This is a genomic window from Herminiimonas glaciei (genome assembly GCF_042664955.1).
Classification (GTDB): domain Bacteria; phylum Pseudomonadota; class Gammaproteobacteria; order Burkholderiales; family Burkholderiaceae_D; genus Oxalicibacterium; species Oxalicibacterium glaciei.
Genome location: NZ_JBHTBU010000001.1, coordinates 1,413,858 through 1,435,209, shown reverse-complemented (window position 1 = coordinate 1,435,209; position 21,352 = coordinate 1,413,858). Strand labels below are relative to the sequence as shown.

Below are 21,352 nucleotides of genomic sequence, written 5' to 3'. Positions count from 1 at the left end.
GAACTGCGATTTAACTTTCGCTGCTTAGCTTTTTGCGGCCTGGGCTTTTACCTGGTCCGGATTGCGGCATTCATTTGCCAGTTGCTGGCCTTTTTTGGAATCGAGCAACATGGCTTTGGAAGGGATGTTGATCCAGACCAGGCCGGCTTTACGGTTTTCAAAACGATTGGCACCGGTGCTGGTACCGATACGGCCCAGGCGATGTACCTTGTTTTGCCAGCGGATCGCCATGTACTTGTCGTCACCTGCATTGCTATAGGTGGTGATCTTGTTGCCCAGTTCACAGTTGTAATGGGTTACGGTCGAACCTTCGATATTGGCTTCACCCAGATCTTCCTGTTCGTCGTCAGCGGCGGCTGCAGCAGCGGCCGGAGTTGCTGCTGCGGCGGCTTTGGCCGGTGCTTTCTTGACTGTTTTGGTGGCAGATTTTTTAGCCGCGTCCTTGGTGTTGGTGCTTGATTGTGCAAAAGCCGGGGCGATCGCAGAAGACATGCCGATCAGAAGGAATGCGCAGAGCAATTTTTTCATTCGAAAATCTCCAATAATTTTTAACTCGCCCATATCAGATATTTAAATCGGATAAGGACAAACGGGTATTCATAAAATTGTTTGTGCGACTGCAGGCAGCGTTAAACCGCTGGCCTGGGCACGCTGCAATATAGTCCAGTAATAGCGATAACTGGCGCGATCGTGCAGCTTGCCATTATGTTGTATCGGCCCCCACTGGATAGCGTGGGCCTGCGCCAGGATTTCTGCCGCTTCGTTGACTTCCGACAGGCGTGGCGCAAATGATTTCAATATCGGCTTGATCTGGTTCGGGTGGATGCTCCACATCCGGGTATAACCGAATTCCGCGGCCGCGCGATGCGCATCACTGGCGACGACCGAGGTGTCATTGATTTCGGTCGTGACATTATGCGAAGGCGTCTTGCCGTGGGCGTGACAAGCAGCTGCAATTTCCAGCTTGGCTCGTGCTACCAGCGGGTGCGTGAATTGTCCCGGGCTACGCATTGCATTACCCGGAATCGCACCGTAATGTGCGGAAACGAAATCCATCACACCGAATGACAGGCATTCGACTTGCGGCAGGGCTGCGATGGCGAAAACATCCGCCAGCGCACCATGTGTTTCGATCAGGACATGTACCGGCAGTTGTTCGCGGCCCTGTTTGTGCGCGTGGCGATTGACGAGTGCAATTGCATTCACCGTATCGGCCAGGCTGTCGACTTTCGGCACGACCAGATAAGCGAGTTTTTGTGCCGCGTGTTGCAGGATGATTTCTATATCCTGCTCAAAGAATTCGCTCGTGACATCGTGCACGCGTGCACCGATGCGGGCAAACTGATTTTCTTCGCCGGCCACGAGTGTGCCCAGCAGGTGTGCATGGTCTTTTTCATTGCCATGCGCAGCACCATCTTCACAGTCAAACGTAATATCGAAAACCGGGCCGAGCTCTTGCTGCAGCGCCAGCGATTTACGCATCAATTTCTCGGAACCGGCATAGTGATCGCATGCCGGTATGGAAACCGGTGGGCATTTGCCTTGAAATAGGACTTCTGAAGGATGCATGTATGGTGCGTAATGATTAGGATTTGCTACAAGGGAAATGGGCAGGCGAACCTGCCCATCGCTGCGAGCATCAGCCTAGAAGATGTTTTACACCTTCGCGTTCTTCGAGCAATTCTTTCAGGGTCAGGTTGATGCGCTCTTGCGAGAATGCATCGATTTCCAAACCTTGAACGATTTTGTATTCGCCGTTTTCAACGGTGACAGGGAAGCCGAAAATGGTGTCTTTCGGAATGCCATAGGAACCATCCGAAGGGATACCCATGGTGACCCATTTGCCATTGGTGCCGAGTACCCAGTCACGGACGTGGTCGATAGCTGCATTGGCTGCCGAAGCTGCCGACGAGACACCGCGTGCGTCGATGATGGCCGCGCCGCGTTTGCCGACTGTAGGCAGGAATACATCCTTGTTCCAGACTTCGTCGTTGATCGCTTCTTTCACCGATTTGCCATCAGCTGTTGAGAAACGGTAGTCAGGGTACATGGTAGGCGAGTGATTGCCCCAGACCGTCAGTTTTTCGATAGAGGTAACTGGTTTGCTGATCTTCGCTGCGATTTGCGACAGGGCTCGGTTGTGATCCAGGCGCAGCATGGCGGTGAAGTTTTTGGCTGGCAGGTTAGGTGCCGATTTCATGGCGATGTACGCATTGGTGTTGGCCGGGTTGCCGACCACCAGGACTTTGACGTTGCGCGATGCGACTGCATCCAGCGCTTTGCCTTGTACCGTGAAGATCTGTGCATTTGCTTCCAGCAGGTCTTTACGTTCCATGCCTGGGCCACGTGGACGTGCGCCAACCAGCAAGGCAACATCCGCGTCCTTGAATGCGGTCATCGGATCGCTGTGAGCGGTGACACCTGCCAACAATGGAAACGCGCAATCGTCGATTTCCATGATCACGCCTTTCAGCGCTTTTTGTGCTTTTTCATCTGCGATTTCCAGCAATTGCAAAATAACAGGCTGGTCTTTACCCAGCAAATCGCCGTTAGCGATGCGGAACAGAAGGGAATAGCCGATCTGGCCGGCGGCGCCGGTAACGGCGACACGCATTGGGGCTTTAGCCATGTTGAATCTCCAAGGTAGTGATGAGTGAGGTCAGGTATTGGGAATTTATTCCGCGTGGCGCAATGATACAGTTGAATACCCGATAAGTCAGCGGGGTCAAAACGCTTAAACTCAATAAATTGACTTTAATTTTCCGTCGGCAAAAAGAGTGTAAAGCGGCATTGCTCACGAGTTTAGGCTTCGGTAGTTTTGCTGTCAATATATATCTTATGTCTTATATAAGACATGTTATTTTCAAGTTTTGCTGGACGGCGTGAGGGCTTTGTGGTGAAATCCATACTATGAGTTCAGCACCAACTACTTTGCCAAACAATAATGCAGCCGGTTCCGCTGGTGGTGCGACGCCGTCGCCGACCTTCAGTCCGCTGTATCAGCAAATCAAGGCGCTGATTACCCGCAGCCTGCAATCCGGCGAATGGCGTCCGGGCGAATTGATTCCAAGCGAAGTTGAACTGGCGACCCGTTTCAAGGTGAGCCAGGGCACGGTACGCAAGGCAATCGATGAGCTTTCCGCCGAAAATCTGGTGGTCAGGCGTCAGGGTAAGGGTACATTTGTTGCGACGCACCATGAGGCGCGTGCGCAATTTCGCTTCCTGCGCCTGAAGCCCGATGTGGGTGAGCCACTTTATCCCGACAACACCATTATCGATGCCAAGCGCCTGCGTGCGCCGGCCGATATTGCACGCCAGCTGGATATCAAAACCGGCGATTCGGTGGTCTTCCTCAAGCGCATGCAATCTTTTGACGGTGCGCCTACTATTCTGGAAGAACTGTGGTTGCCGGGGACTATCTTCAAAGGCTTGTCCGTAGAGCGCGTACTGCAGTACAAAGGCCCGATGTACGCGCTGCTGGAGACCGAGTTCGGCACCCAGATGATACGTGCGGTCGAGAATATCAAAGCAGTGGTGGCGGATCAGGTAACGGCGGATTTATTGCAGTTGCCGCTCAATACACCCTTGCTCAGCGTGACACGCGTTTCATTTACTTATGGTGATAAACCGGTCGAAGTAAGGCGTTCTTACTACGTAACAAATAATCATCATTATCGTAACGAGTTGAACTAAAGTTGCAGCAAATTCAATAAACCAGCAAGCCCGTATTATTAAATAAGCAAGCCAGTTAACGATGAAAAATAATTTGTATTGCTGTGGCGCACCAATATCGGTGAAAATTAGTGGTTTATCTCGTTTTGGAAAGTCATGCCATGTCTGATTCACTCAAAACCGGCAAGAGAGAGTTCCGTAATATCAACATTACTGACCTGCTCCGATATCGCTTTCCACTCGCCGCGATCCAGTCGATATTGCACCGCGCCAGTGGTGCCCTGATCTTCTTGTTATTGCCATTTATCCTCTTCCTGCTGGACAAGAGCCTACTGTCCGAAATCTCTTTTGAGCATTTCAGGGGCATCGCGTCGCACTGGTTTGTCAAGCTGATCATCCTCGCACTGGCCTGGGCTTACCTGCACCATTTCTGCGCAGGCATCCGCCATTTGCTGATGGACGTGCACGTCGGCGTGGATAAAGTCGCCGGCAAGAAATCAGCCACGATCGTCTTCGCCATCAGCCTGCCTTTGACTGCATTGGTCGCCCTCAAACTATTTGGAGCATTCTGATGCCAACTGACAATATCGGACGTCACCGCCTGGTGGTTGGTGCGCACTACGGTGTAAGGGACTGGCTGGCGCAGCGCATCACGGCCATCGTGATGGTGCTGTACACGCTGGTACTGTTCATCGCATTCCTGACCGCCACGGATTTCAGTTATGCAGGCTGGGCGGGTCTGTTCGCGCAGCAGTGGTTCAAGATGTTTACGTTTGTCACTTTCCTGTCCTTGTTTTATCACGCCTGGGTAGGCATGCGTAACATCTGGATGGATTACATCAAACCGGTTTCTATACGCCTCGCATTGCAGGTCGCCACGATTTTGTGGCTCGTCGCTTGCGCCGGATGGACGGCGCAAATTCTCTGGAGAGCGTAACGTGGCAGCAATCAAAACCCGCATTCCGTCACGTCATTTTGACGCCATCATCGTCGGTGCCGGCGGTTCAGGCATGCGCGCATCACTGCAACTTGCAGAAGCAGGCTTGAATGTCGCCGTGTTGTCCAAGGTATTCCCGACCCGTTCGCATACGGTCGCCGCTCAAGGCGGGATTGGTGCGTCGCTCGGCAATATGGCCGAGGATAATTGGTATTGGCATATGTTCGATACCGTCAAGGGTTCGGATTACCTCGGTGATCAGGATGCAATCGAATTCATGTGTCGGGAAGCACCGAAAGTCGTGTACGAACTGGAACACTTCGGCATGCCTTTCGACCGTAACTCGGACGGTACGATTTATCAGCGTCCGTTCGGCGGCCATACTGCAAATTTTGGTGAGAAGCCGGTGCAGCGTGCTTGTGCCGCAGCGGATCGTACCGGCCATGCGCTGTTGCATACGTTGTACCAGCGCAATGTGCGCGCCCGTACCCATTTCTTTGTTGAGTGGATGGCGATTGACCTGATGCGCGACGCCGATGGTGACGTGATTGGTGTAGTCGCACTGGAAATGGAAACCGGCGATGTCATGATGCTGGAAGCCAAGACCACCTTGTTTGCGACTGGTGGTGCAGGGCGCATCTGGGCGGCTTCGACCAATGCATTTATCAATACCGGTGACGGTATGGGCATGGCGGCACGTGCCGGCCTCCCACTCGAAGACATGGAATTCTGGCAGTTCCACCCGACCGGCGTGGCCGGTGCCGGTGTGCTGATTACAGAAGGCGTGCGCGGTGAGGGCGGTATCCTGGTGAACAGCCAGGGTGAACGTTTCATGGAGCGCTATGCGCCTACGTTGAAAGATTTGGCGCCGCGCGATTTCGTGTCGCGTTCGATGGACCAGGAAATCAAGGAAGGTCGCGGTTGCGGTCCACTCAAGGATCACGTGATGCTGGACCTGCGCCATATCGGCGCAGAAACCATACAAAAGCGCCTGCCATCGATCCTGGAAATCGCGCACAAATTCGCCAACGTTGATGCGACACGCGAGCCGATTCCAGTCGTGCCTACCATCCATTATCAAATGGGCGGTATTCCAACCAATATCCATGGCCAGGTGGTAGAGCCGAAAAACGGCAATCCTAACCATGTGGTCAACGGCCTGTATGCGATCGGTGAGTGTGCCTGCGTCTCGGTGCATGGTGCCAACCGCCTCGGTACCAACTCCTTGCTCGATTTGCTGGTGTTCGGTCGTGCGGCCGGTAACCACATCGTGCAAAGCCATCTGAAACAACGTGAACACAAACCGTTGCCGGCGGATGCCGCAGATTTGGCTTTGTCGCGCCTGGCGCACCTTGAAAACAGCACTGGCGGCGAACGCGTGCAGGACGTCGCGAACGATATCCGTTCGACCATGCAACAGTATTGCGGCGTGTTCCGTACCGATGAATTGCTGCAAACCGGCTACAAGAAAATCATGGAGCTGGATGAGCGTCGCAAGCATGTTTCATTCGAGGATAAATCCCGCGTCTTCAATACCGCGCGTATCGAAGCACTGGAACTGGATAACCTGATTGAAACTGCCAAGGCGACGATTACTTCGGCAGCCGCGCGCAAGGAATCACGTGGTGCGCACGCGCATCGTGATTTCGAGAAACGCGATGATGAAAACTGGATGAAGCACTCGCTGTTTTATTCCGAAGGCAATCGACTGGACTACAAGCCGGTGGTGACCAAACCGCTGACGGTAGACACCTTCAAGCCTAAACCACGTACTTTCTAAAAGGTCAGAACATGGCACGGACTCTCAGATTACAGATTTACCGCTATGATCCTGACAAGGATGCAAAGCCGTACATGCAGGACGTGACGGTAGAATTGCATGATCATGACAAGATGCTGCTCGATGCATTGCAGCGCATCAAGGCGACCGTTGATGATTCGCTGGCTTTGCGCCGTTCCTGCCGCGAAGGTGTGTGCGGTTCGGATGCGATGAACATCAACGGCAAGAACGGCCTGGCTTGCACCACCAATTTGAATGAGCTGACCGAACCTATCGTATTGCGTCCTTTGCCCGGCTTGCCGGTGATCCGCGACCTGATCGTGGACATGACGCAGTTCTTTAAACAATACGATTCGATCAAGCCTTTCCTGATTAACGATACAATCCCGCCTGAGAAGGAACGTTTGCAGACACCTGCGGAACGGGAAGAGCTCGATGGCCTGTATGAGTGTATCCTGTGCGCCTGTTGCTCGACTTCGTGCCCGTCGTTCTGGTGGAATCCGGATAAATTCGTCGGCCCGGCCGGTTTGTTGCAGGCCTATCGTTTCATAGCGGATAGCCGTGATCATGCCACCGGTGCACGCCTGGATAATCTGGAAGATCCATACAGATTGTTCAGATGTCATACAATTATGAATTGCGTGGATGTTTGTCCAAAAGGACTGAACCCGACCCGCGCAATCGGCAAAATCAAGGAACTGATGGTGCGCAGGGCTGTATAGTGCGCAATTCGACGAAACCCGGCGTGCTTAGCGCTGGGTTCTTACGCCAGCAGATGACGTGGAAGCAGTATTGAACAGGTTGAATGAGTATCCATGTCCATAACCCATCAAGCTGATCCGGTAAAACGAGCTCGCCTGCGCTGGCGCGGACGACGTGGTTTGCTGGAAAATGATTTGTTGCTGACGCGTTTCCTCGATCAACACGAAGAAACGCTGACAGATGAAGAGGTCGAGGCTTTTTCGATTTTGCTGGAATTGCCTGACAATGAATTACTGAATTTGCTATTGGCACGCAATGAACCGGAAGGTGAGGCCGATGTGCCCCATGTCCATGCGTTGCTGGCAAGATTGCGCGCGGTTTGACGCGTGCTGTAAGACCGGTTTTTAATTTTGCGATTTAATCTTAAATCGACTCACCCCCTCGTTATATAGAAGGAAGAGCCATGCCCCACTCCCAATCTGACACCAAAGCCACACTGTCGTTTTCTGACGGTTCGCCATCAGTGGAGTTGCCGATTTACAAGGGATCCATAGGCCCCGACGTAATCGACATCCGCAAACTCTACGGTGCCAGCGGTAAATTCACCTACGATCCAGGCTTTATGTCTACCGCAGCGTGTGATTCGACCATCACTTACATCGATGGCGATAAAGGCGAACTGCTGTATCGCGGTTACCCGATTGAGCAGTTGGCGGTGAAGTGTGACTTCCTCGAAACCTGTTACCTGTTGCTCAAAGGCGAATTGCCGAATGCAGAGCAAAAGAAAACATTCGTCAGCACCGTGACCAAGCACACGATGTTGCATGAACAAATGCAATTCTTCTTCCGCGGCTTCCGTCGCGACGCGCATCCGATGTCGGTGCTGGTTGGTACCGTCGGCGCGCTGGCTTCGTTCTACCATGACTCGCTGGATATCACTGATGCGCACCATCGCGAAGTGTCGGCAATCCGCCTGATCGCGAAGATGCCTACGCTGGTCGCGATGTCGTACAAGTACTCGGTAGGTCAGCCTTTCGTCTATCCACGCAACGATCTGTCGTACAGCGCGAACTTCATGCACATGATGTTCTCGACTCCTAGCGAAGAATACAAAATCAGCGACGTACTGGTACGCGCGCTGGATCGTATCCTGATCCTGCATGCAGACCACGAGCAAAATGCTTCGACTTCGACTGTCCGCCTGTCGGGTTCGAGCGGCGCCAATCCGTTTGCCTGTATCGCTGCCGGTATCGCATGCCTGTGGGGTCCTGCCCACGGTGGTGCGAATGAAGCGGCATTGAACATGCTGAAAGAAATCGGTACCGTCGACAAGATTCCTGAATTCATCGCCAAGGTGAAAGACAAGAATTCGGGCGTGAAACTGATGGGCTTCGGTCACCGGGTTTACAAAAACTTTGACCCACGCGCCAAACTGATGCGTGAAACCTGCCATGAAGTGCTGGAAGAATTGGGCCTGCATGACGACCCATTGTTCAAACTGGCGATGGCGCTGGAAAAAGTGGCGCTGGAAGACGAATACTTCGTGTCGCGCAAACTGTATCCGAACGTCGATTTCTACTCGGGTATCGTGCAATCCGCACTGGGTATCCCGGTCTCGCTGTTCACCGGTATCTTCGCGATGGCGCGTACCGTGGGCTGGGTTGCCCAATGGAACGAAATGATTTCGGATCCGGAACAAAAAATCGGCCGCCCACGCCAGTTGTTCATCGGCGAAAAGCAGCGCGACGTGCCAGACCTGGCAAAGCGTCCGTAAGCAGCTTGTAAGGCAGGCTATAAAGGCAAAAAGCGACTCAAGAGATTCGCTTTTTGCCAAATTGTTTTATGTTATTCTGGTGTCACATAATTGAGTTAAGTTTACCGCTATAGATTAAAGAGTCCTTCCCCACAACTTGATGTGCAATCCGCTAACCGGTCAGGCCGTGCCGCGGAAGGTTAAATAACCCGCTAATCTCGCGAAACGCGAAGAAAGGTGAGCAAGATGATGCAACAATCACTATCCAATTCTTATCTATTTGGAGGGAATGCACCGTACGTTGAAGAACTGTACGAAGCATATCTCGACAACCCCGGCTCCGTACCAGACAACTGGCGCGCATATTTCGACGCCATGCAGCATGTGCCTGCAGTCGATGGTTCCGCCAAGCCTGACGTCGCACATGCGTCCGTCATCGCTTCGTTTGCCGAACGCGCCAAGCATGGTCCGATCCGCACCGTTACCGCTTCCGAAGATGTCGAAATGGGACGCAAACGCGTCGCCGTTACGCAACTGATTGCCGCTTATCGCGTGCTCGGTAATAACTGGGCCAACCTCGATCCGCTGCAACGCCAGGAACGTCCGCCTATCCCGCAACTGGAGCCTAGCTTCTACGGTTTCACTGATGCGGATATGGATATCGTCTTCAATATCAGCAATACCCATTTCGGTAGCGAAACATCATCGCTGCGCGACTTGCTGAATGCCTTGCGCGATACCTATTGCCGTTCGATCGGCCCGGAATTCATGTACATCAGCGATCCGGCGCAAAAGCTGTGGTTGCAGGAACGTTTTGAATCAGTACGTTCGACCCCGACTTTTTCCAGCGAAAAGAAAAAGCACATTCTTGAGCGCCTGACGGCAGCTGAGGGCCTTGAGCGCTACCTGCATACCAAATATGTCGGCCAAAAACGCTTCTCGCTGGAAGGCAGTGAAAGCTTTATCGCAGCACTGGATGAAGTGATCCAGCGCGGTGGTGAAAAAGGCGTGCAAGAGATCGTGATCGGCATGGCCCATCGCGGCCGCCTGAACGTCCTGGTCAATACCCTCGGTAAAATGCCGCAGGAATTGTTTGCCGAATTCGAAGGTCGCCATGGCGACGACTTGCCATCCGGCGACGTCAAATACCACCAGGGATTTTCATCCGACATCAGCACCCCGGGCGGTCCTATCCACCTGTCGCTGGCGTTTAACCCGTCGCACCTGGAAATCGTCAATCCGGTGGTTGAAGGTTCGGTGCGTGCCCGTATCGAACGTCGCGGCCAGAACGATCCGTCGCAACAGGTATTGCCTATCCTGATCCACGGCGATGCCGCGTTTGCCGGCCAGGGTGTGATCATGGAAACGCTGAACCTGGCGCAGACCCGTGGCTACGGTACCGGCGGTACCGTACACATCATCATCAATAACCAGATCGGTTTTACCACCTCGGATCCGCGCGATTCGCGTTCCACGCTGTATTGCACAGACGTGTCCAAGATGATTGAAGCACCGGTGATCCACGTCAATGGCGACGATCCGGAAGCAGTCGTATTTGCCGCGCAACTGGCACTCGACTACCGCCTCGAATTCCGCAAGGATATCGTGGTCGATATCGTTTGCTACCGCAAACTGGGCCACAACGAGCAGGATACGCCGGCATTGACGCAACCTTTGATGTACAAAAAGATTGCTGCCCATCCAGGCACACGCAAACTGTACGCCGACAAATTGCTGACCCAAGGCACCATAGCTGCAGAAGAAGGTGATGCGATGGTCAGGGAATACCGTGATGCGATGGATGCCGGCAAGCATACGATCGATCCGGTGATTTCCAACTTCAAGAGCAAGTATGCAGTTGACTGGATGCCTTTCCTCAACCGCAAATGGACTGATGCTGCCGATACCGCGGTACCGCTGGCGGAACTGAAGCGCCTGGCCGAGCGTATTACGACCTTGCCGGAAAACTTCAAGGTGCATCCGCTGGTTGAGAAAGTATTGAACGACCGTGCTGCAATGGGCCGTGGCGAAATGAACCTGGACTGGGGTATGGGTGAGCATCTGGCTTATGCATCGCTGGTCAGCTCCGGTTATGCGGTGCGCCTGACGGGTCAGGATTCCGGTCGTGGCACCTTCGTGCATCGCCACGCGGTCTTGCATGATCAAAACCGTGAACGTTGGGATGCCGGTACCTATGTGCCACTGCAAAACATCTCCGACCAGCAGGCATGGTTCCGTGTCATCGATTCCGTGTTGTCGGAAGAAGCGGTATTGGCCTACGAATACGGTTACTCAACCGCAGAACCAAATACGCTGGTGATCTGGGAAGCGCAATTCGGTGACTTCGTCAACGGCGCGCAGGTCGTGATCGACCAATTCATCAGCTCCGGCGAAGTGAAATGGGGCCGCGCATCGGGCCTGGTCATGATGCTGCCGCACGGTTACGAAGGGCAGGGACCGGAGCACTCGTCCGCACGTCCTGAACGCTTCCTGCAACTGTGCGCAGACAACAATATGCAAGTGGTGCAGCCGACTACCTCGGCGCAGATCTTCCATTTGTTGCGTCGCCAGATGATCCGTTTGTTCCGCAAACCATTGGTCATCCTTACGCCGAAATCGCTGTTGCGTAACAAGGATGCGGGCTCACCACTGACTGACCTGGTCAAGGGTTCGTTCCAGACCGTGATCGGTGAAGTGGATGACAAGATCGATGCGAAAAAAGTGAAACGAGTCATCGCTTGTTCCGGTCGTGTCTATTACGACCTGGTGGCAGCGCGCAAGGAGCGCGGTCAGAGCGACGTCGCGATCATTCGTATTGAACAACTGTATCCGTTCCCGCATAAAGCATTCGCGGCCGAGCTTAAGAAATTCCCGAATTTCACCGAGCTGGTATGGACGCAGGATGAACCGCAGAACCAGGGCGCATGGTTCCAGATCCAGCACAATATTCTGGAAAACATGGCGGACGGACAGAAGCTGGCGTATGCCGGCCGTCCGGCCAGCGCCTCGCCTGCAGTCGGTTACTACGACAAGCACTACGCGCAACAAAAGGCATTGATAGATGCGGCTTTTGCCAAACTAAAAGGTTTTGTACAAACCAAATAAAGACCCTGCGGCATCCCAAATGCTGGGGTGCCGTACGAACAACCCGAAACGGAGAGTTAAATGGCAATTCTAGAGGTAAAAGTTCCGCAATTGTCGGAATCAGTTGCAGAGGCAACCCTGCTGCAATGGCATAAAAAGGTGGGCGAGACTGTCGCCCGTGATGAAAACCTGATCGATATCGAAACCGATAAAGTCGTGCTGGAACTGCCGGCACCTGACGCGGGCGTGATCACGCAAATCGTGCGTGCTGACAACAGCACCGTCGTTGCGGGTGAAGTCATCGCACTGATCGATACCGATTTGTCGGCCGTAGCGATTCCTGCCGCAGTCGCACCATTGGCGGCGACCACACCGGCGAGTGCGCCGGCACCGGCAGCGAGTGCTCCAGCTGCAGCGTCGAACAGCGCCAGCGGTATCGCGATGCCTGCCGCCGCCAAAATGCTGGCGGAAAACAACCTGTCCACCAGCGATGTTGCAGGCAGCGGCAAGGATGGTCGTGTCACCAAAGGTGATGTGATCAACCAGCTCGCCAAGCCAGCAGCTGCTCCGGCACCTGCAGCGCCAGCCGCAGCTGCGAAACCGGCATTGCAACAAGTCGCGGCACCGGCCGCACCATCGGCTGCACTGGCGAATCGTCCGGAAGAGCGCGTTCCTATGAGCCGCTTGCGTGCACGTATCGCGGAACGCCTGCTGCAATCGCAATCGAGTAATGCCATTTTGACGACCTTCAATGAAGTCAATATGCAGCCGGTGATCGACTTGCGTACCAAGTACAAGGACAAGTTCGAAAAAGAACATGGCGTCAAACTGGGCTTCATGTCCTTCTTCGTCAAGGCTGCGGTCGCCGCACTGAAGAAGTACCCGATCATCAATGCATCGGTCGACGGCAATGACATCGTCTACCACGGCTATTTCGATATCGGTATCGCAGTCGGTTCGCCACGCGGCCTGGTAGTGCCTATCCTGCGTGATGCGGATCAAATGTCGATTGCCGAAATCGAAAAGAAAATCGGTGAGTTCGGCAACAAGGCCAAGGATGGCAAGCTGACGCTGGACGACCTGACCGGCGGTACATTCTCGATTTCGAACGGCGGTATCTTCGGCTCCATGCTGTCGACACCTATCATCAACCCACCGCAATCGGCGATCCTGGGCATCCACGCAACGAAAGAACGTGCAGTGGTGGAAAACGGCCAGATCGTGATACGCCCGATGAACTATCTGGCGATGTCCTATGACCATCGCATCATCGATGGTCGCGAAGCGGTATTGGGCCTGGTAGCGATGAAGGAAGCATTGGAAGATCCTGCGCGCCTGCTGCTGGACCTCTAAAATTTGACCAAATAAAAAGACACAAGGGCCCGAGTATCTGGATGCCTTTGTGTCTTTTTCTTTAACGGGGTAAAGATATGTCGAAGAATTTTGATGTAGTAGTAATCGGCGCCGGTCCTGGCGGCTATGTGGCAGCGATACGTGCAGCGCAGCTGGGTTTTACAGTAGCCTGTATCGATGAATGGAAGAATGAAAAAGGCGGTCCGGCACCTGGCGGCACCTGTACCAATGTCGGCTGTATTCCATCGAAGGCAATGTTGCAGTCGTCGGAAAATTACGATCACGCGGGTCACGCTTTTGCCGATCACGGGATCGAGGTCAAAGGCTTGTCGCTGAACGTCAAGAAGATGGTGGCGCGCAAGGATACCGTCGTAAAGCAAAACAATGACGGCATCCTGTATCTGTTCAAAAAGAATAAAGTCACTTTCTTCCATGGTCGCGGTTCCTTCGTGAAAGCCGCTGATGGCGGTCATGAAATCAAGATCGCCGGTGCTACCGAAGAAAACATTTTTGCCAAGCATGTGGTGGTCGCTACCGGTTCGAATCCGCGTGCATTGCCGGGCGCTGCATTCGATGAAAAACTGATTCTGTCGAATACCGGTGCACTGGAAATCACCGAGGTGCCCAAGCGTCTGGGTGTCATCGGCGCCGGCGTGATCGGCCTCGAGATGGGCAGCGTCTGGCGTCGCCTCGGTTCCGAAGTGACAGTGCTGGAAGCATTGCCGGCCTTCCTCGGTGCAGTCGATGATGCAGTCGCGAAAGAAGCGTTCAAGCAATTCACCAAGCAAGGCCTGGCGATCAGCCTCGGCGTGCAAATCGGTGCAATTACTGCAGGCAAGAATGACGTCACTGTCAATTACGTTGACGACAAGGGCGCTGCGCAAAAAGCGGTGTTCGACAAGCTGATCGTTTCGATCGGCCGCGTGCCTAACACCATCGGCCTGAACGCTGAAGCAGTTGGCCTGAAGCTGGATGAGCGCGGTTTTATCGCGGTGGATGCTGATTGCAAAACCAGCTTGCCGAATGTCTGGGCAGTCGGTGACGTGGTACGCGGACCGATGCTGGCGCACAAATCGGAAGAAGAGGGCGTGGCAGTCGCTGAGCGTATCGCCGGTCAGCACGGTCATGTCAATTTCAACACCATTCCGTGGGTGATTTATACTTCACCGGAGATCGCATGGGTTGGTAAAACCGAGCAGCAGTTGAAAGCGGAGAAAATCGCCTATAAATCAGGCTCTTTCCCTTTCCTTGCCAACGGTCGCGCGCGTGCCTTGGGTGATACCACCGGTTTCGTGAAATTCCTGGCTGATGCGAAGACCGATGAAATCCTCGGTGTACACATCATCGGTGCGATGGCTTCGGAACTGATTTCAGAAGCTGTGGTCGCAATGGAGTTCCGTGCATCTTCTGAAGATATCGCACGTATCTGCCATGCGCACCCGTCCTTGTCGGAAGCTGTCAAAGAGGCAGCGCTGGCAGTCGATGGCCGGGCCCTGAACTTTTAGGAGTATTTTTAATGCGATTTGCCGCCTTGCTTTTGCCTTTACTACTGACCGCTTGTGCTACCAGCGGTAATGGAGACGGTCGCGTGTCAGTTGCGACCGCATCCAATGGGCAGGAGTTTGGCGGTGCCAATTGTTCGGTGACAACCAATTCCGGTAGCTGGAGTGTGTTGACACCTGCTACTGTGCAATTGGGTGGAGCCAATGGCGAGTTGCGCATTATCTGCAATAAGCCAGGCTATCGCACGACAGAATTGCGCTTGCCGCCCTATGCGCCAACTTCATCCGGTTCCCGCGTAGGTTTGGGCCTGGGCGGTGGCAGCGGCGCAGTTGGTATGGGCCTGGGCTTTAGTGTGCCCATCAGCTCGGGTGGCGGTGGTTATTATCCACCTCGTGTCGTGGTCAATATGGCGCCGCAGTAAAAATCATTCTGCCTGCAGCATGGAGCAGACACATATGGGCGAGCAATGACTCGCCCATTTTTTTCTGAAGGTACACAAGTCCGTTTGATAGCGGAACGATAAACTGGATCTTAGCCGCATGAATGTACGTGAATTTTATGAGCATGCATTGTCGCAACGTGGATTCGTTGCTGATGAATCGCAGCTCAATGCCGTCAATCGCTTGCAGCAAGCCTATGATGAATGGGTAGAGTACAAGGCGCAGCGCGCCAATGCCTTCATGCGCTTTTTACGCCCACCTGAAATCCCGCGTGGCATTTATATGTGGGGTGGAGTAGGTCGGGGCAAATCCTTCCTGATGGATAGCTTTTATTCGGTGGTGCCGCTGGTGCGCAAGACGCGTGTGCACTTCCATGAATTTATGCGTAGTGTCCATCGCGAACTGGATGAACTGAAGATGGTCGTCAATCCACTCGATGAAGTGGCGAAGCGTATCGCGAAGAAGTACCGCCTGATCTGTTTCGATGAATTCCATGTCATCGATATCGCTGACGCGATGATCCTCTACAATTTGTTCAAGGCCCTGTTTGAAAATGGTGTGTCATTCATCATTACTTCGAATTTTCATCCGGATACCTTGTATCCGGATGGATTGCATAGAGATCGCATGTTGCCGACCATCGCATTGCTGAAAGAAAAGCTCGATATCGTCAATGTCGACAGCGGCAATGATTACCGCAAACGTGCGCTGGAACAGGTTGACGCTTATTACTGGCCGCTGAATGAAAAGTCGAGTGAAGCAATGCGCGTCGCGTTTGCACGCATTGCAGAAACCACCGATGAAAATCCACACCTGAAAATAGAAGGTCGCGATGTGCGCGCCTTGCGCCGCGCCGGCGGTGTAATATGGTTTGACTTCGCAACCCTGTGTGGCGGTCCGCGTTCACAAAATGATTACCTCGAACTGGCCAGTCGCTTCCATACCCTGTTCCTGTCTGATGTGCCGGTGATGTCGGCAGGTATGGCATCGGCGGTGCGACGGTTTATCTGGCTGATTGATGTACTGTACGACCACAAGATTAAATTGGTGATGTCGGCGGAAGTGGCGATGGATGAGTTGTATACTGACGGTGCGCAGATTGCTGAATTCCAGCGGACGGTTTCGCGCCTGATTGAAATGCAATCAGCTGAGTACATGGAAGCAGAACGACGACACGCAGGTAATGCGATTTTGTAGTATGAGTTCCAATCTCTCCGGCTTAATTTGAACAGACCATAGATGAAATATTTATTGCACACATACATTGCAGCGGCTTTTTTGCTGGCGGGTCCAGGTGTTTTGGCACAGGATGCGGCGGTTGTGGCCGAAGCACCGGTACAACTATTTTCGCCGAAGGAATTGCTGCAGCGTTATCCTGCTGACTCAATTAAATCGAATGAAGTCGCCGAGCGTGCAGTTGCGGAAGTCGCCGCCGCGCGTGCAGATATCGAAAAACGTTTCGCCGCGGATCAGCGCAGCTGCTACAAGCAGTTCTTTACCACTTCCTGCCTCGACAAGATCAAGGAGCAAAGACGTATCGATCTGGCGTCTATCAAACCGATAGAAATCGAAGCCAATTCGTATATACGTCACGCCAAAGTTGACGAGCGTGATCGTCGCCTGGCGGAGAAAAATGCGCAAAATGCCGAGAAAGCCGCTGCCAATGCCGGCAAACCGGTAGACGAACGCACGCCGAAAGAAGGCCCGGGTGCAACGGAAGAGGCGCAGCGCAAGGCGCGTGCCGATGCATATGCAAAGCGCAATGCCGAGTTTGCCGAAAAACAGCGTTTGCTGAAAGAGAATGAAGCCGCGGATGCGCAAAAACGGGCTGAGAATATTCAGCGTTACGAAGAAAAAGTGCGCGCGTCGGAAGAGAAGCAAAAAGAGATTGCCAGGAAGAAAGCTGAAAAGGCCAATGCGGCAGCGAACAAGCCCTGAGTTATGGCTGTGATTTGATTGCCTTGCAATACGGGACGACACCTGCAAACTGATATATAAGTTCGGTAAAATCTTGCTGCTTTACTGTTCAATTTGCAACTTAACACCAGATGTTGCATGGGAGGGTGATCAAGTGCTGGACTTATTTTCAAACAATATTAAGAGATTATCAAAATTTAACTCTTTTTAAATTAATCCCGGTATAATCAACCATCGTTGAGATTCGAGTTAGTGGTGCAGTATTAGTCTGTCATTCCTGTCTTGGTTGAAACGATCCAACGGGCAACTGCCCAACTTAACTGAAATTAGGAATTGTAATGGCAACTGGTATCGTAAAATGGTTCAATGACTCGAAAGGCTTCGGCTTTATTACCCCTGACGAAGGCGGCGAAGATTTGTTCGCTCACTTCTCGGCAATTCAGTCGAGCGGCTTCAAATCACTGCAAGAGAACCAACGCGTTTCTTTTGAAGTGACAGCTGGCCCTAAAGGCAAGCAAGCTTCGAACATTCAGCCTATCTAAGCTGAATCAAACGAAATAGAAAATCCTCAGCTTGCTGGGGATTTTTTTTGCCTGTCATTTCCTGCCCGGTTTATCCGCGCACCTGCCAGCCTGGCTTCAAGCCAGCGCCTGCCGCAGATTGCGTTCCGCCTGCCATTCCCTGTATTCAGCACTGCTTTGCGTTTGCGCCTTGAGCTCTGCTGCGCTTTTGCCTTCGTGCGATGTGAGCAGGCGATGTGCGATGCGATGATCCGGCATCGTGGTGCCGTAAAACATGACATCGTCGCCGCGCTGGATCAGCAGGGTAGGGAAATTCTCGACATCAAAGTCACCGATCAGGTCGGCCCTGTCTTCAATATCGATCCAGACGAACAGCTTGTCCGGATGCTGCGCCGCCAGTTCATCAAAGCCGGGCCGGTAATTGGTGCAGACGTCGCACCAGGCCGCGCACAGGCAGGCCACGACCCAGACGTCGTCCTGCATGCGTTGCGCCAGCTGCTGCTGGTTGTGTGCTTCTAATGTGATACTTGCCATGCCGGTATTCTACCGGTTTCTATTGCGGCGGGCGCGACCCCGAATGGCGGAAATGCGCAAGACTGGCAAATGCAGCGCTTCCCGGCACCTATTGCGCACCTATTTCGATACGCACGGTAAAATACGCCCATGTCTACGATACTCGCTATAGAAACATCTTCTGAACTGGCTTCTGCGGCGCTCTTGCACAATGATCTGTGCAGCAGCCGCCAGACGGCCGGCGTCAGCACGCATTCGCAAAGCATATTGCCGATGGTGCAGGCTTTATTGCAGGATGCCGGCATCACCTTGCGTGATTGCGATGCGATCGCCTTTGGTGCCGGACCCGGCTCGTTTACAGGTGTGCGCACCGCCTGCGGTATTGCGCAAGGTCTGGCGTATGGCGCGGACAAACCATTGCTGCCGACAGTGACCTTGCTGGCGCTGGCGCAAGCCTGCCGTGAGCAGACCGGTGCCAGCGACGTGCTGGCAGTGCTGGATGCGCGCATGGGGGAAGTATATTGGGCGCAGTATCGTTATGACGGCATGTGGCAGGTCGTGATTGCGCCGACCTTGTCGTCAGCAACTGATGTGCAGCCGCAAGGCGAGGTCGTCGCCTGCGGTAACGGCTTGCAGGCTTATGCGGCAGATTTCGCGGCACGGCCGTTTTTTGCTGCAGCCCTGAAAGACATGTTGCCGCAAGCGACCCAGATCGTCCGACTGGGGGCGATCGCTTATGCACAGGGCCTGGCCGTAGTTGCCAGTGCGGCCGAGCCACTGTATCTGCGCAACAAGGTGGCACTGACAACGATGGAACGTCTGGAAAAGGCTGCAAAGGAGGCTGCATGAGTTCCGTGCCCAGCCCGATCCCGCAGTTTGAGACGCCACCGCCACCGGCACACAAACTTTACTTTTACCGGATGCAGCCGACCGATATCAGCGATGTGTTGGCGATAGAAAACGATGTCTATCCTTTCCCGTGGACACGCGGGAATTTCATTGATTCCATCAATAGTGGTTACGAAACCTGGATATTGCGCGATAGCTCGGGGGCATTGAATGGCTATTTCCTGCTGATGCCGTCGGTTGATGATGCGCACTTGTTGAACATTACCGTGCATCGTGATTTGCATGGGCAAGGCATAGGACTGTTGCTGCTGGATAAAGCGAAGGCGATAGCGCAGGAACGGAAGCTCGAAGCGATCCTGCTGGAAGTGCGCCCATCGAATACGCGCGCAGAAAAGATCTATCGCCGTTATGGATTCAGTCGCATAGGCGTGCGTAAAGGCTACTATCCGGCACCGAATAATCAGCGTGAAGATGCGCTTGTCATGAAACTCGCGCTATGAGCAATCAAGATCGTCGTATCGCATTTTTGCAGGAAATGGGCGTGGGGCCAGTATGGTCGCAGCGTAGCACTGCCTTGCAGGCACTCGAGCTTGAATCTGCGCCAGTGGTGGAAATGCTTGAGGCAGTGGAAGTGTCTGCACCACCTGCAGCGCCGCTGCGGCAGCAAGTGGTGGCTGAACAAAGCTTGTCGGCCTGGGGCGATGAAACGCCGGCGGCTCCTGTTCTTGCACCGGCAGTCGCCAGTGCCGTGCTGCAGCCCGCGCGCGATATCGCGAACATGGGTTGGGAGCAATTGAAAGAGGTCGTCAGCAACTGCACCGAATGTGGCTTGTGCAAAGGCCGTACCCAAACCGTATTCGGCGTCGGTGACCAAAAAGCCAAATGGTTATTTGTCGGTGAAGGCCCGGGACGCAATGAGGATTTCCAGGGTGAGCCCTTTGTCGGTCCGGCCGGCAAGCTGCTCGACAATATGTTTGTCGCGATGGGTCTCAAGCGCGGTGAAAATACCTACATCGCGAATATCGTCAAATGCCGGCCTACCGATGAAAACAAGCGCGACCGTGCACCGGTGGCGCAAGAAAGCGATGCCTGCATGCCTTATTTGCAGCGCCAGATTGCATTGGTCAATCCGACCGTGATCGTCGCACTGGGCAAGACTGCCGCACTGTCCTTGCTGAAACTGGATCCGGCCACACCGGTTGCCAGATTGCGCGGCACCGTGCATCGCTATGCAGACATTCCGGTAGTCGTGACTTATCACCCGGCTTATCTGTTGCGCACCCTGAAAGACAAGAGCAAGGCGTGGGCGGATTTATGCATGGCGATGCAAACCTATGCCGACCAGGCAAACGGCTGAGTTGGCCGCGAACTTGACTGATACCTTCCAAACGCAATTCGAGCAACGCTGGGGGCATCTCAACGATACCCATGTACGCGCTTTGGCCTGGCTGCTGGACGCACCTGATTTGCTCGATCCGCAAGCGCCGCAATGGCAGGGCAAAATCGCCAGCCTGCAAGGCACTTTGCCGGACGGTTTAAACGACTGGCTGCAGGCGCTGGACCGGGATCCTGCTGATTTGCATCGCTACCTTGATGTGCAGGTATTCACCCGGCTTGGTCGTTATGCGGAAAAATTGCTGGCCTACTATTTTGCATGGCATGGCGTGTTGGCGGCGCACGGCGTACAAGTGCGCGCCGGAAAGAACAGCACGATAGGTGAGTTCGATTTCCTGTTGCGTGACGGTGATGCCTTATTGCACTGGGAATTCGCCACCAAATTCTATTTGCTTGAATCCAGCGGCGCTGGTGAAGACGCCGATTATTTTGTCGGCCCGAACCTGGCCGATACGCTGGGAGCAAAGATGCACAAGATACTCGACCGTCAACTGCTGTTGTCACAGCATCCGGCGGCGCAAGTGCATTTGCCGGTGCCAGTGGCGCAAGCACAAGCCTTGGTTAAAGGCTGGCTGTTTTATCACAAGGATGATGAAGCGGATGCCGCGACCTTCGGTATTTCCGCCGGACATTGCCGCGGTTTCTGGTGCGCGCTGGGCGAACTGGAGCAGGCCGGTGCAGAACGTTATGCGGTATTGCCGCGCCTGCACTGGTTAGCCCCGGCGAAACTGGATTTTGCGCAAACCATGGACAAGCAAAGCCTGCAGCAAATGCTGGCCACGCATTTCGTGCATGACACGATGCCGGTGCTGGTGATCTTGCTCGATGTAAAAGGGAATGTGGCGCTGGAAAGCAGCCGTGGTTTTGTCGTGCCGGATGATTGGCGTACCCGGGCCGGGCAGCGGATAAAACTGGTTCATCCGCCGACCTGAA

General features: G+C 53.8%; 22 protein-coding genes. 18 read left to right on the top strand and 4 right to left on the bottom strand.

The features are described from left to right. Positions 1–24: 24 nt before the first annotated feature. The 3 genes from ACFQPC_RS06330 to ACFQPC_RS06320 all read right to left on the bottom strand — a co-directional run bounded on the left by ACFQPC_RS06330 (position 25) and on the right by ACFQPC_RS06320 (position 2,629). On the bottom strand, positions 25–528 hold the full coding sequence (locus ACFQPC_RS06330) for a hypothetical protein (protein ID WP_382270888.1): 504 nt from the start codon (positions 526–528) through the stop codon (positions 25–27). 69 nt (positions 529–597) lie between these two features. Next, a complete protein-coding gene (locus ACFQPC_RS06325; RefSeq protein ID WP_012079359.1) occupies positions 598–1,569 on the bottom strand; it encodes an HpcH/HpaI aldolase/citrate lyase family protein in 972 nt (323 codons plus the stop codon). 70 nt (positions 1,570–1,639) lie between these two features. After that, on the bottom strand, positions 1,640–2,629 hold the full coding sequence (locus ACFQPC_RS06320; protein ID WP_382270886.1) for a malate dehydrogenase: 990 nt from the start codon (positions 2,627–2,629) through the stop codon (positions 1,640–1,642). Between the two features lie 281 nt (positions 2,630–2,910). Between ACFQPC_RS06320 and ACFQPC_RS06315 the strand changes: the two genes are divergently transcribed. The 14 genes from ACFQPC_RS06315 (at position 2,911) to ACFQPC_RS06250 (ending at position 17,683) form a co-directional block, all read left to right on the top strand. Then, on the top strand, positions 2,911–3,693 hold the full coding sequence (locus ACFQPC_RS06315) for a GntR family transcriptional regulator (protein ID WP_382270884.1): 783 nt from the start codon (positions 2,911–2,913) through the stop codon (positions 3,691–3,693). 140 nt (positions 3,694–3,833) lie between these two features. Further along, positions 3,834–4,244 carry a succinate dehydrogenase, cytochrome b556 subunit gene (sdhC, locus tag ACFQPC_RS06310; protein ID WP_382270882.1) on the top strand — a complete coding sequence of 137 codons (411 nt, stop codon included), beginning with the start codon at positions 3,834–3,836 and terminating at the stop codon, positions 4,242–4,244. Further along, on the top strand, positions 4,244–4,609 hold the full coding sequence (gene sdhD / locus ACFQPC_RS06305; protein ID WP_382270881.1) for a succinate dehydrogenase, hydrophobic membrane anchor protein: 366 nt from the start codon (positions 4,244–4,246) through the stop codon (positions 4,607–4,609). The genes sdhC and sdhD overlap by 1 nt, the downstream gene beginning before the upstream one ends. A 1-nt stretch (position 4,610) precedes the next feature. Continuing rightward, positions 4,611–6,389 (top strand): succinate dehydrogenase flavoprotein subunit, encoded by a 1,779-nt coding sequence (gene sdhA / locus ACFQPC_RS06300; RefSeq protein ID WP_382270879.1) that lies wholly within the window; start codon positions 4,611–4,613, stop codon positions 6,387–6,389. Between the two features lie 11 nt (positions 6,390–6,400). Continuing rightward, positions 6,401–7,111, top strand: a complete 711-nt coding sequence (locus tag ACFQPC_RS06295; protein WP_012079365.1) for a succinate dehydrogenase iron-sulfur subunit — start codon at positions 6,401–6,403, stop codon at positions 7,109–7,111. A 93-nt stretch (positions 7,112–7,204) separates the two neighbouring features. Further along, complete coding sequence (locus ACFQPC_RS06290) at positions 7,205–7,474, top strand: FAD assembly factor SdhE (RefSeq protein ID WP_382270877.1); 270 nt, start codon at positions 7,205–7,207, stop codon at positions 7,472–7,474. A gap of 80 nt (positions 7,475–7,554) precedes the next feature. After that, positions 7,555–8,865, top strand: a complete 1,311-nt coding sequence (gene gltA / locus ACFQPC_RS06285) for a citrate synthase (protein ID WP_175626746.1) — start codon at positions 7,555–7,557, stop codon at positions 8,863–8,865. A 225-nt stretch (positions 8,866–9,090) separates the two neighbouring features. Further along, on the top strand, positions 9,091–11,949 hold the full coding sequence (locus ACFQPC_RS06280; RefSeq protein WP_382270875.1) for a 2-oxoglutarate dehydrogenase E1 component: 2,859 nt from the start codon (positions 9,091–9,093) through the stop codon (positions 11,947–11,949). 60 nt (positions 11,950–12,009) lie between these two features. Next, positions 12,010–13,281 (top strand): 2-oxoglutarate dehydrogenase complex dihydrolipoyllysine-residue succinyltransferase, encoded by a 1,272-nt coding sequence (odhB, locus tag ACFQPC_RS06275; protein ID WP_382270873.1) that lies wholly within the window; start codon positions 12,010–12,012, stop codon positions 13,279–13,281. A 77-nt stretch (positions 13,282–13,358) separates the two neighbouring features. Next, entirely contained in the window at positions 13,359–14,786 is a 1,428-nt protein-coding gene (gene lpdA, locus ACFQPC_RS06270) for a dihydrolipoyl dehydrogenase (RefSeq protein ID WP_382270871.1), read from the top strand. A gap of 11 nt (positions 14,787–14,797) precedes the next feature. Beyond that, complete coding sequence (locus ACFQPC_RS06265) at positions 14,798–15,205, top strand: hypothetical protein (protein WP_382270869.1); 408 nt, start codon at positions 14,798–14,800, stop codon at positions 15,203–15,205. A gap of 118 nt (positions 15,206–15,323) precedes the next feature. Beyond that, complete coding sequence (gene zapE / locus ACFQPC_RS06260; protein ID WP_382270867.1) at positions 15,324–16,421, top strand: cell division protein ZapE; 1,098 nt, start codon at positions 15,324–15,326, stop codon at positions 16,419–16,421. A 42-nt stretch (positions 16,422–16,463) separates the two neighbouring features. Next, positions 16,464–17,162 carry a hypothetical protein gene (locus ACFQPC_RS06255; RefSeq protein WP_382270866.1) on the top strand — a complete coding sequence of 233 codons (699 nt, stop codon included), beginning with the start codon at positions 16,464–16,466 and terminating at the stop codon, positions 17,160–17,162. A 317-nt stretch (positions 17,163–17,479) separates the two neighbouring features. Further along, entirely contained in the window at positions 17,480–17,683 is a 204-nt protein-coding gene (locus tag ACFQPC_RS06250; protein ID WP_009665193.1) for a cold-shock protein, read from the top strand. Between the two features lie 96 nt (positions 17,684–17,779). On the opposite strand, the gene ACFQPC_RS06245 is transcribed toward ACFQPC_RS06250, so the two are convergent. Continuing rightward, complete coding sequence (locus ACFQPC_RS06245) at positions 17,780–18,196, bottom strand: thioredoxin family protein (RefSeq protein ID WP_382270864.1); 417 nt, start codon at positions 18,194–18,196, stop codon at positions 17,780–17,782. A gap of 129 nt (positions 18,197–18,325) precedes the next feature. Here ACFQPC_RS06245 and tsaB point away from each other — a divergent pair, with 129 nt between their 5' ends. From tsaB to ACFQPC_RS06225, 4 genes are read left to right on the top strand one after another with little or no spacing between them, the layout of a single operon-like run. After that, the gene (gene tsaB / locus ACFQPC_RS06240; RefSeq protein WP_382270862.1) at positions 18,326–19,024 is read left to right on the top strand and encodes a tRNA (adenosine(37)-N6)-threonylcarbamoyltransferase complex dimerization subunit type 1 TsaB; all 699 of its coding nucleotides are present in this window, start codon (positions 18,326–18,328) and stop codon (positions 19,022–19,024) included. After that, positions 19,021–19,524, top strand: coding sequence for a ribosomal protein S18-alanine N-acetyltransferase (rimI, locus tag ACFQPC_RS06235; protein ID WP_382270861.1), 504 nt, complete (start codon positions 19,021–19,023; stop codon positions 19,522–19,524). The genes tsaB and rimI overlap by 4 nt, the downstream gene beginning before the upstream one ends. Then, positions 19,521–20,381 carry a uracil-DNA glycosylase gene (locus ACFQPC_RS06230; RefSeq protein WP_382270859.1) on the top strand — a complete coding sequence of 287 codons (861 nt, stop codon included), beginning with the start codon at positions 19,521–19,523 and terminating at the stop codon, positions 20,379–20,381. The genes rimI and ACFQPC_RS06230 overlap by 4 nt, the downstream gene beginning before the upstream one ends. Next, complete coding sequence (locus ACFQPC_RS06225) at positions 20,359–21,351, top strand: DUF1853 family protein (RefSeq protein ID WP_382270857.1); 993 nt, start codon at positions 20,359–20,361, stop codon at positions 21,349–21,351. The genes ACFQPC_RS06230 and ACFQPC_RS06225 overlap by 23 nt, the downstream gene beginning before the upstream one ends. Position 21,352: the final 1 nt, after the last annotated feature.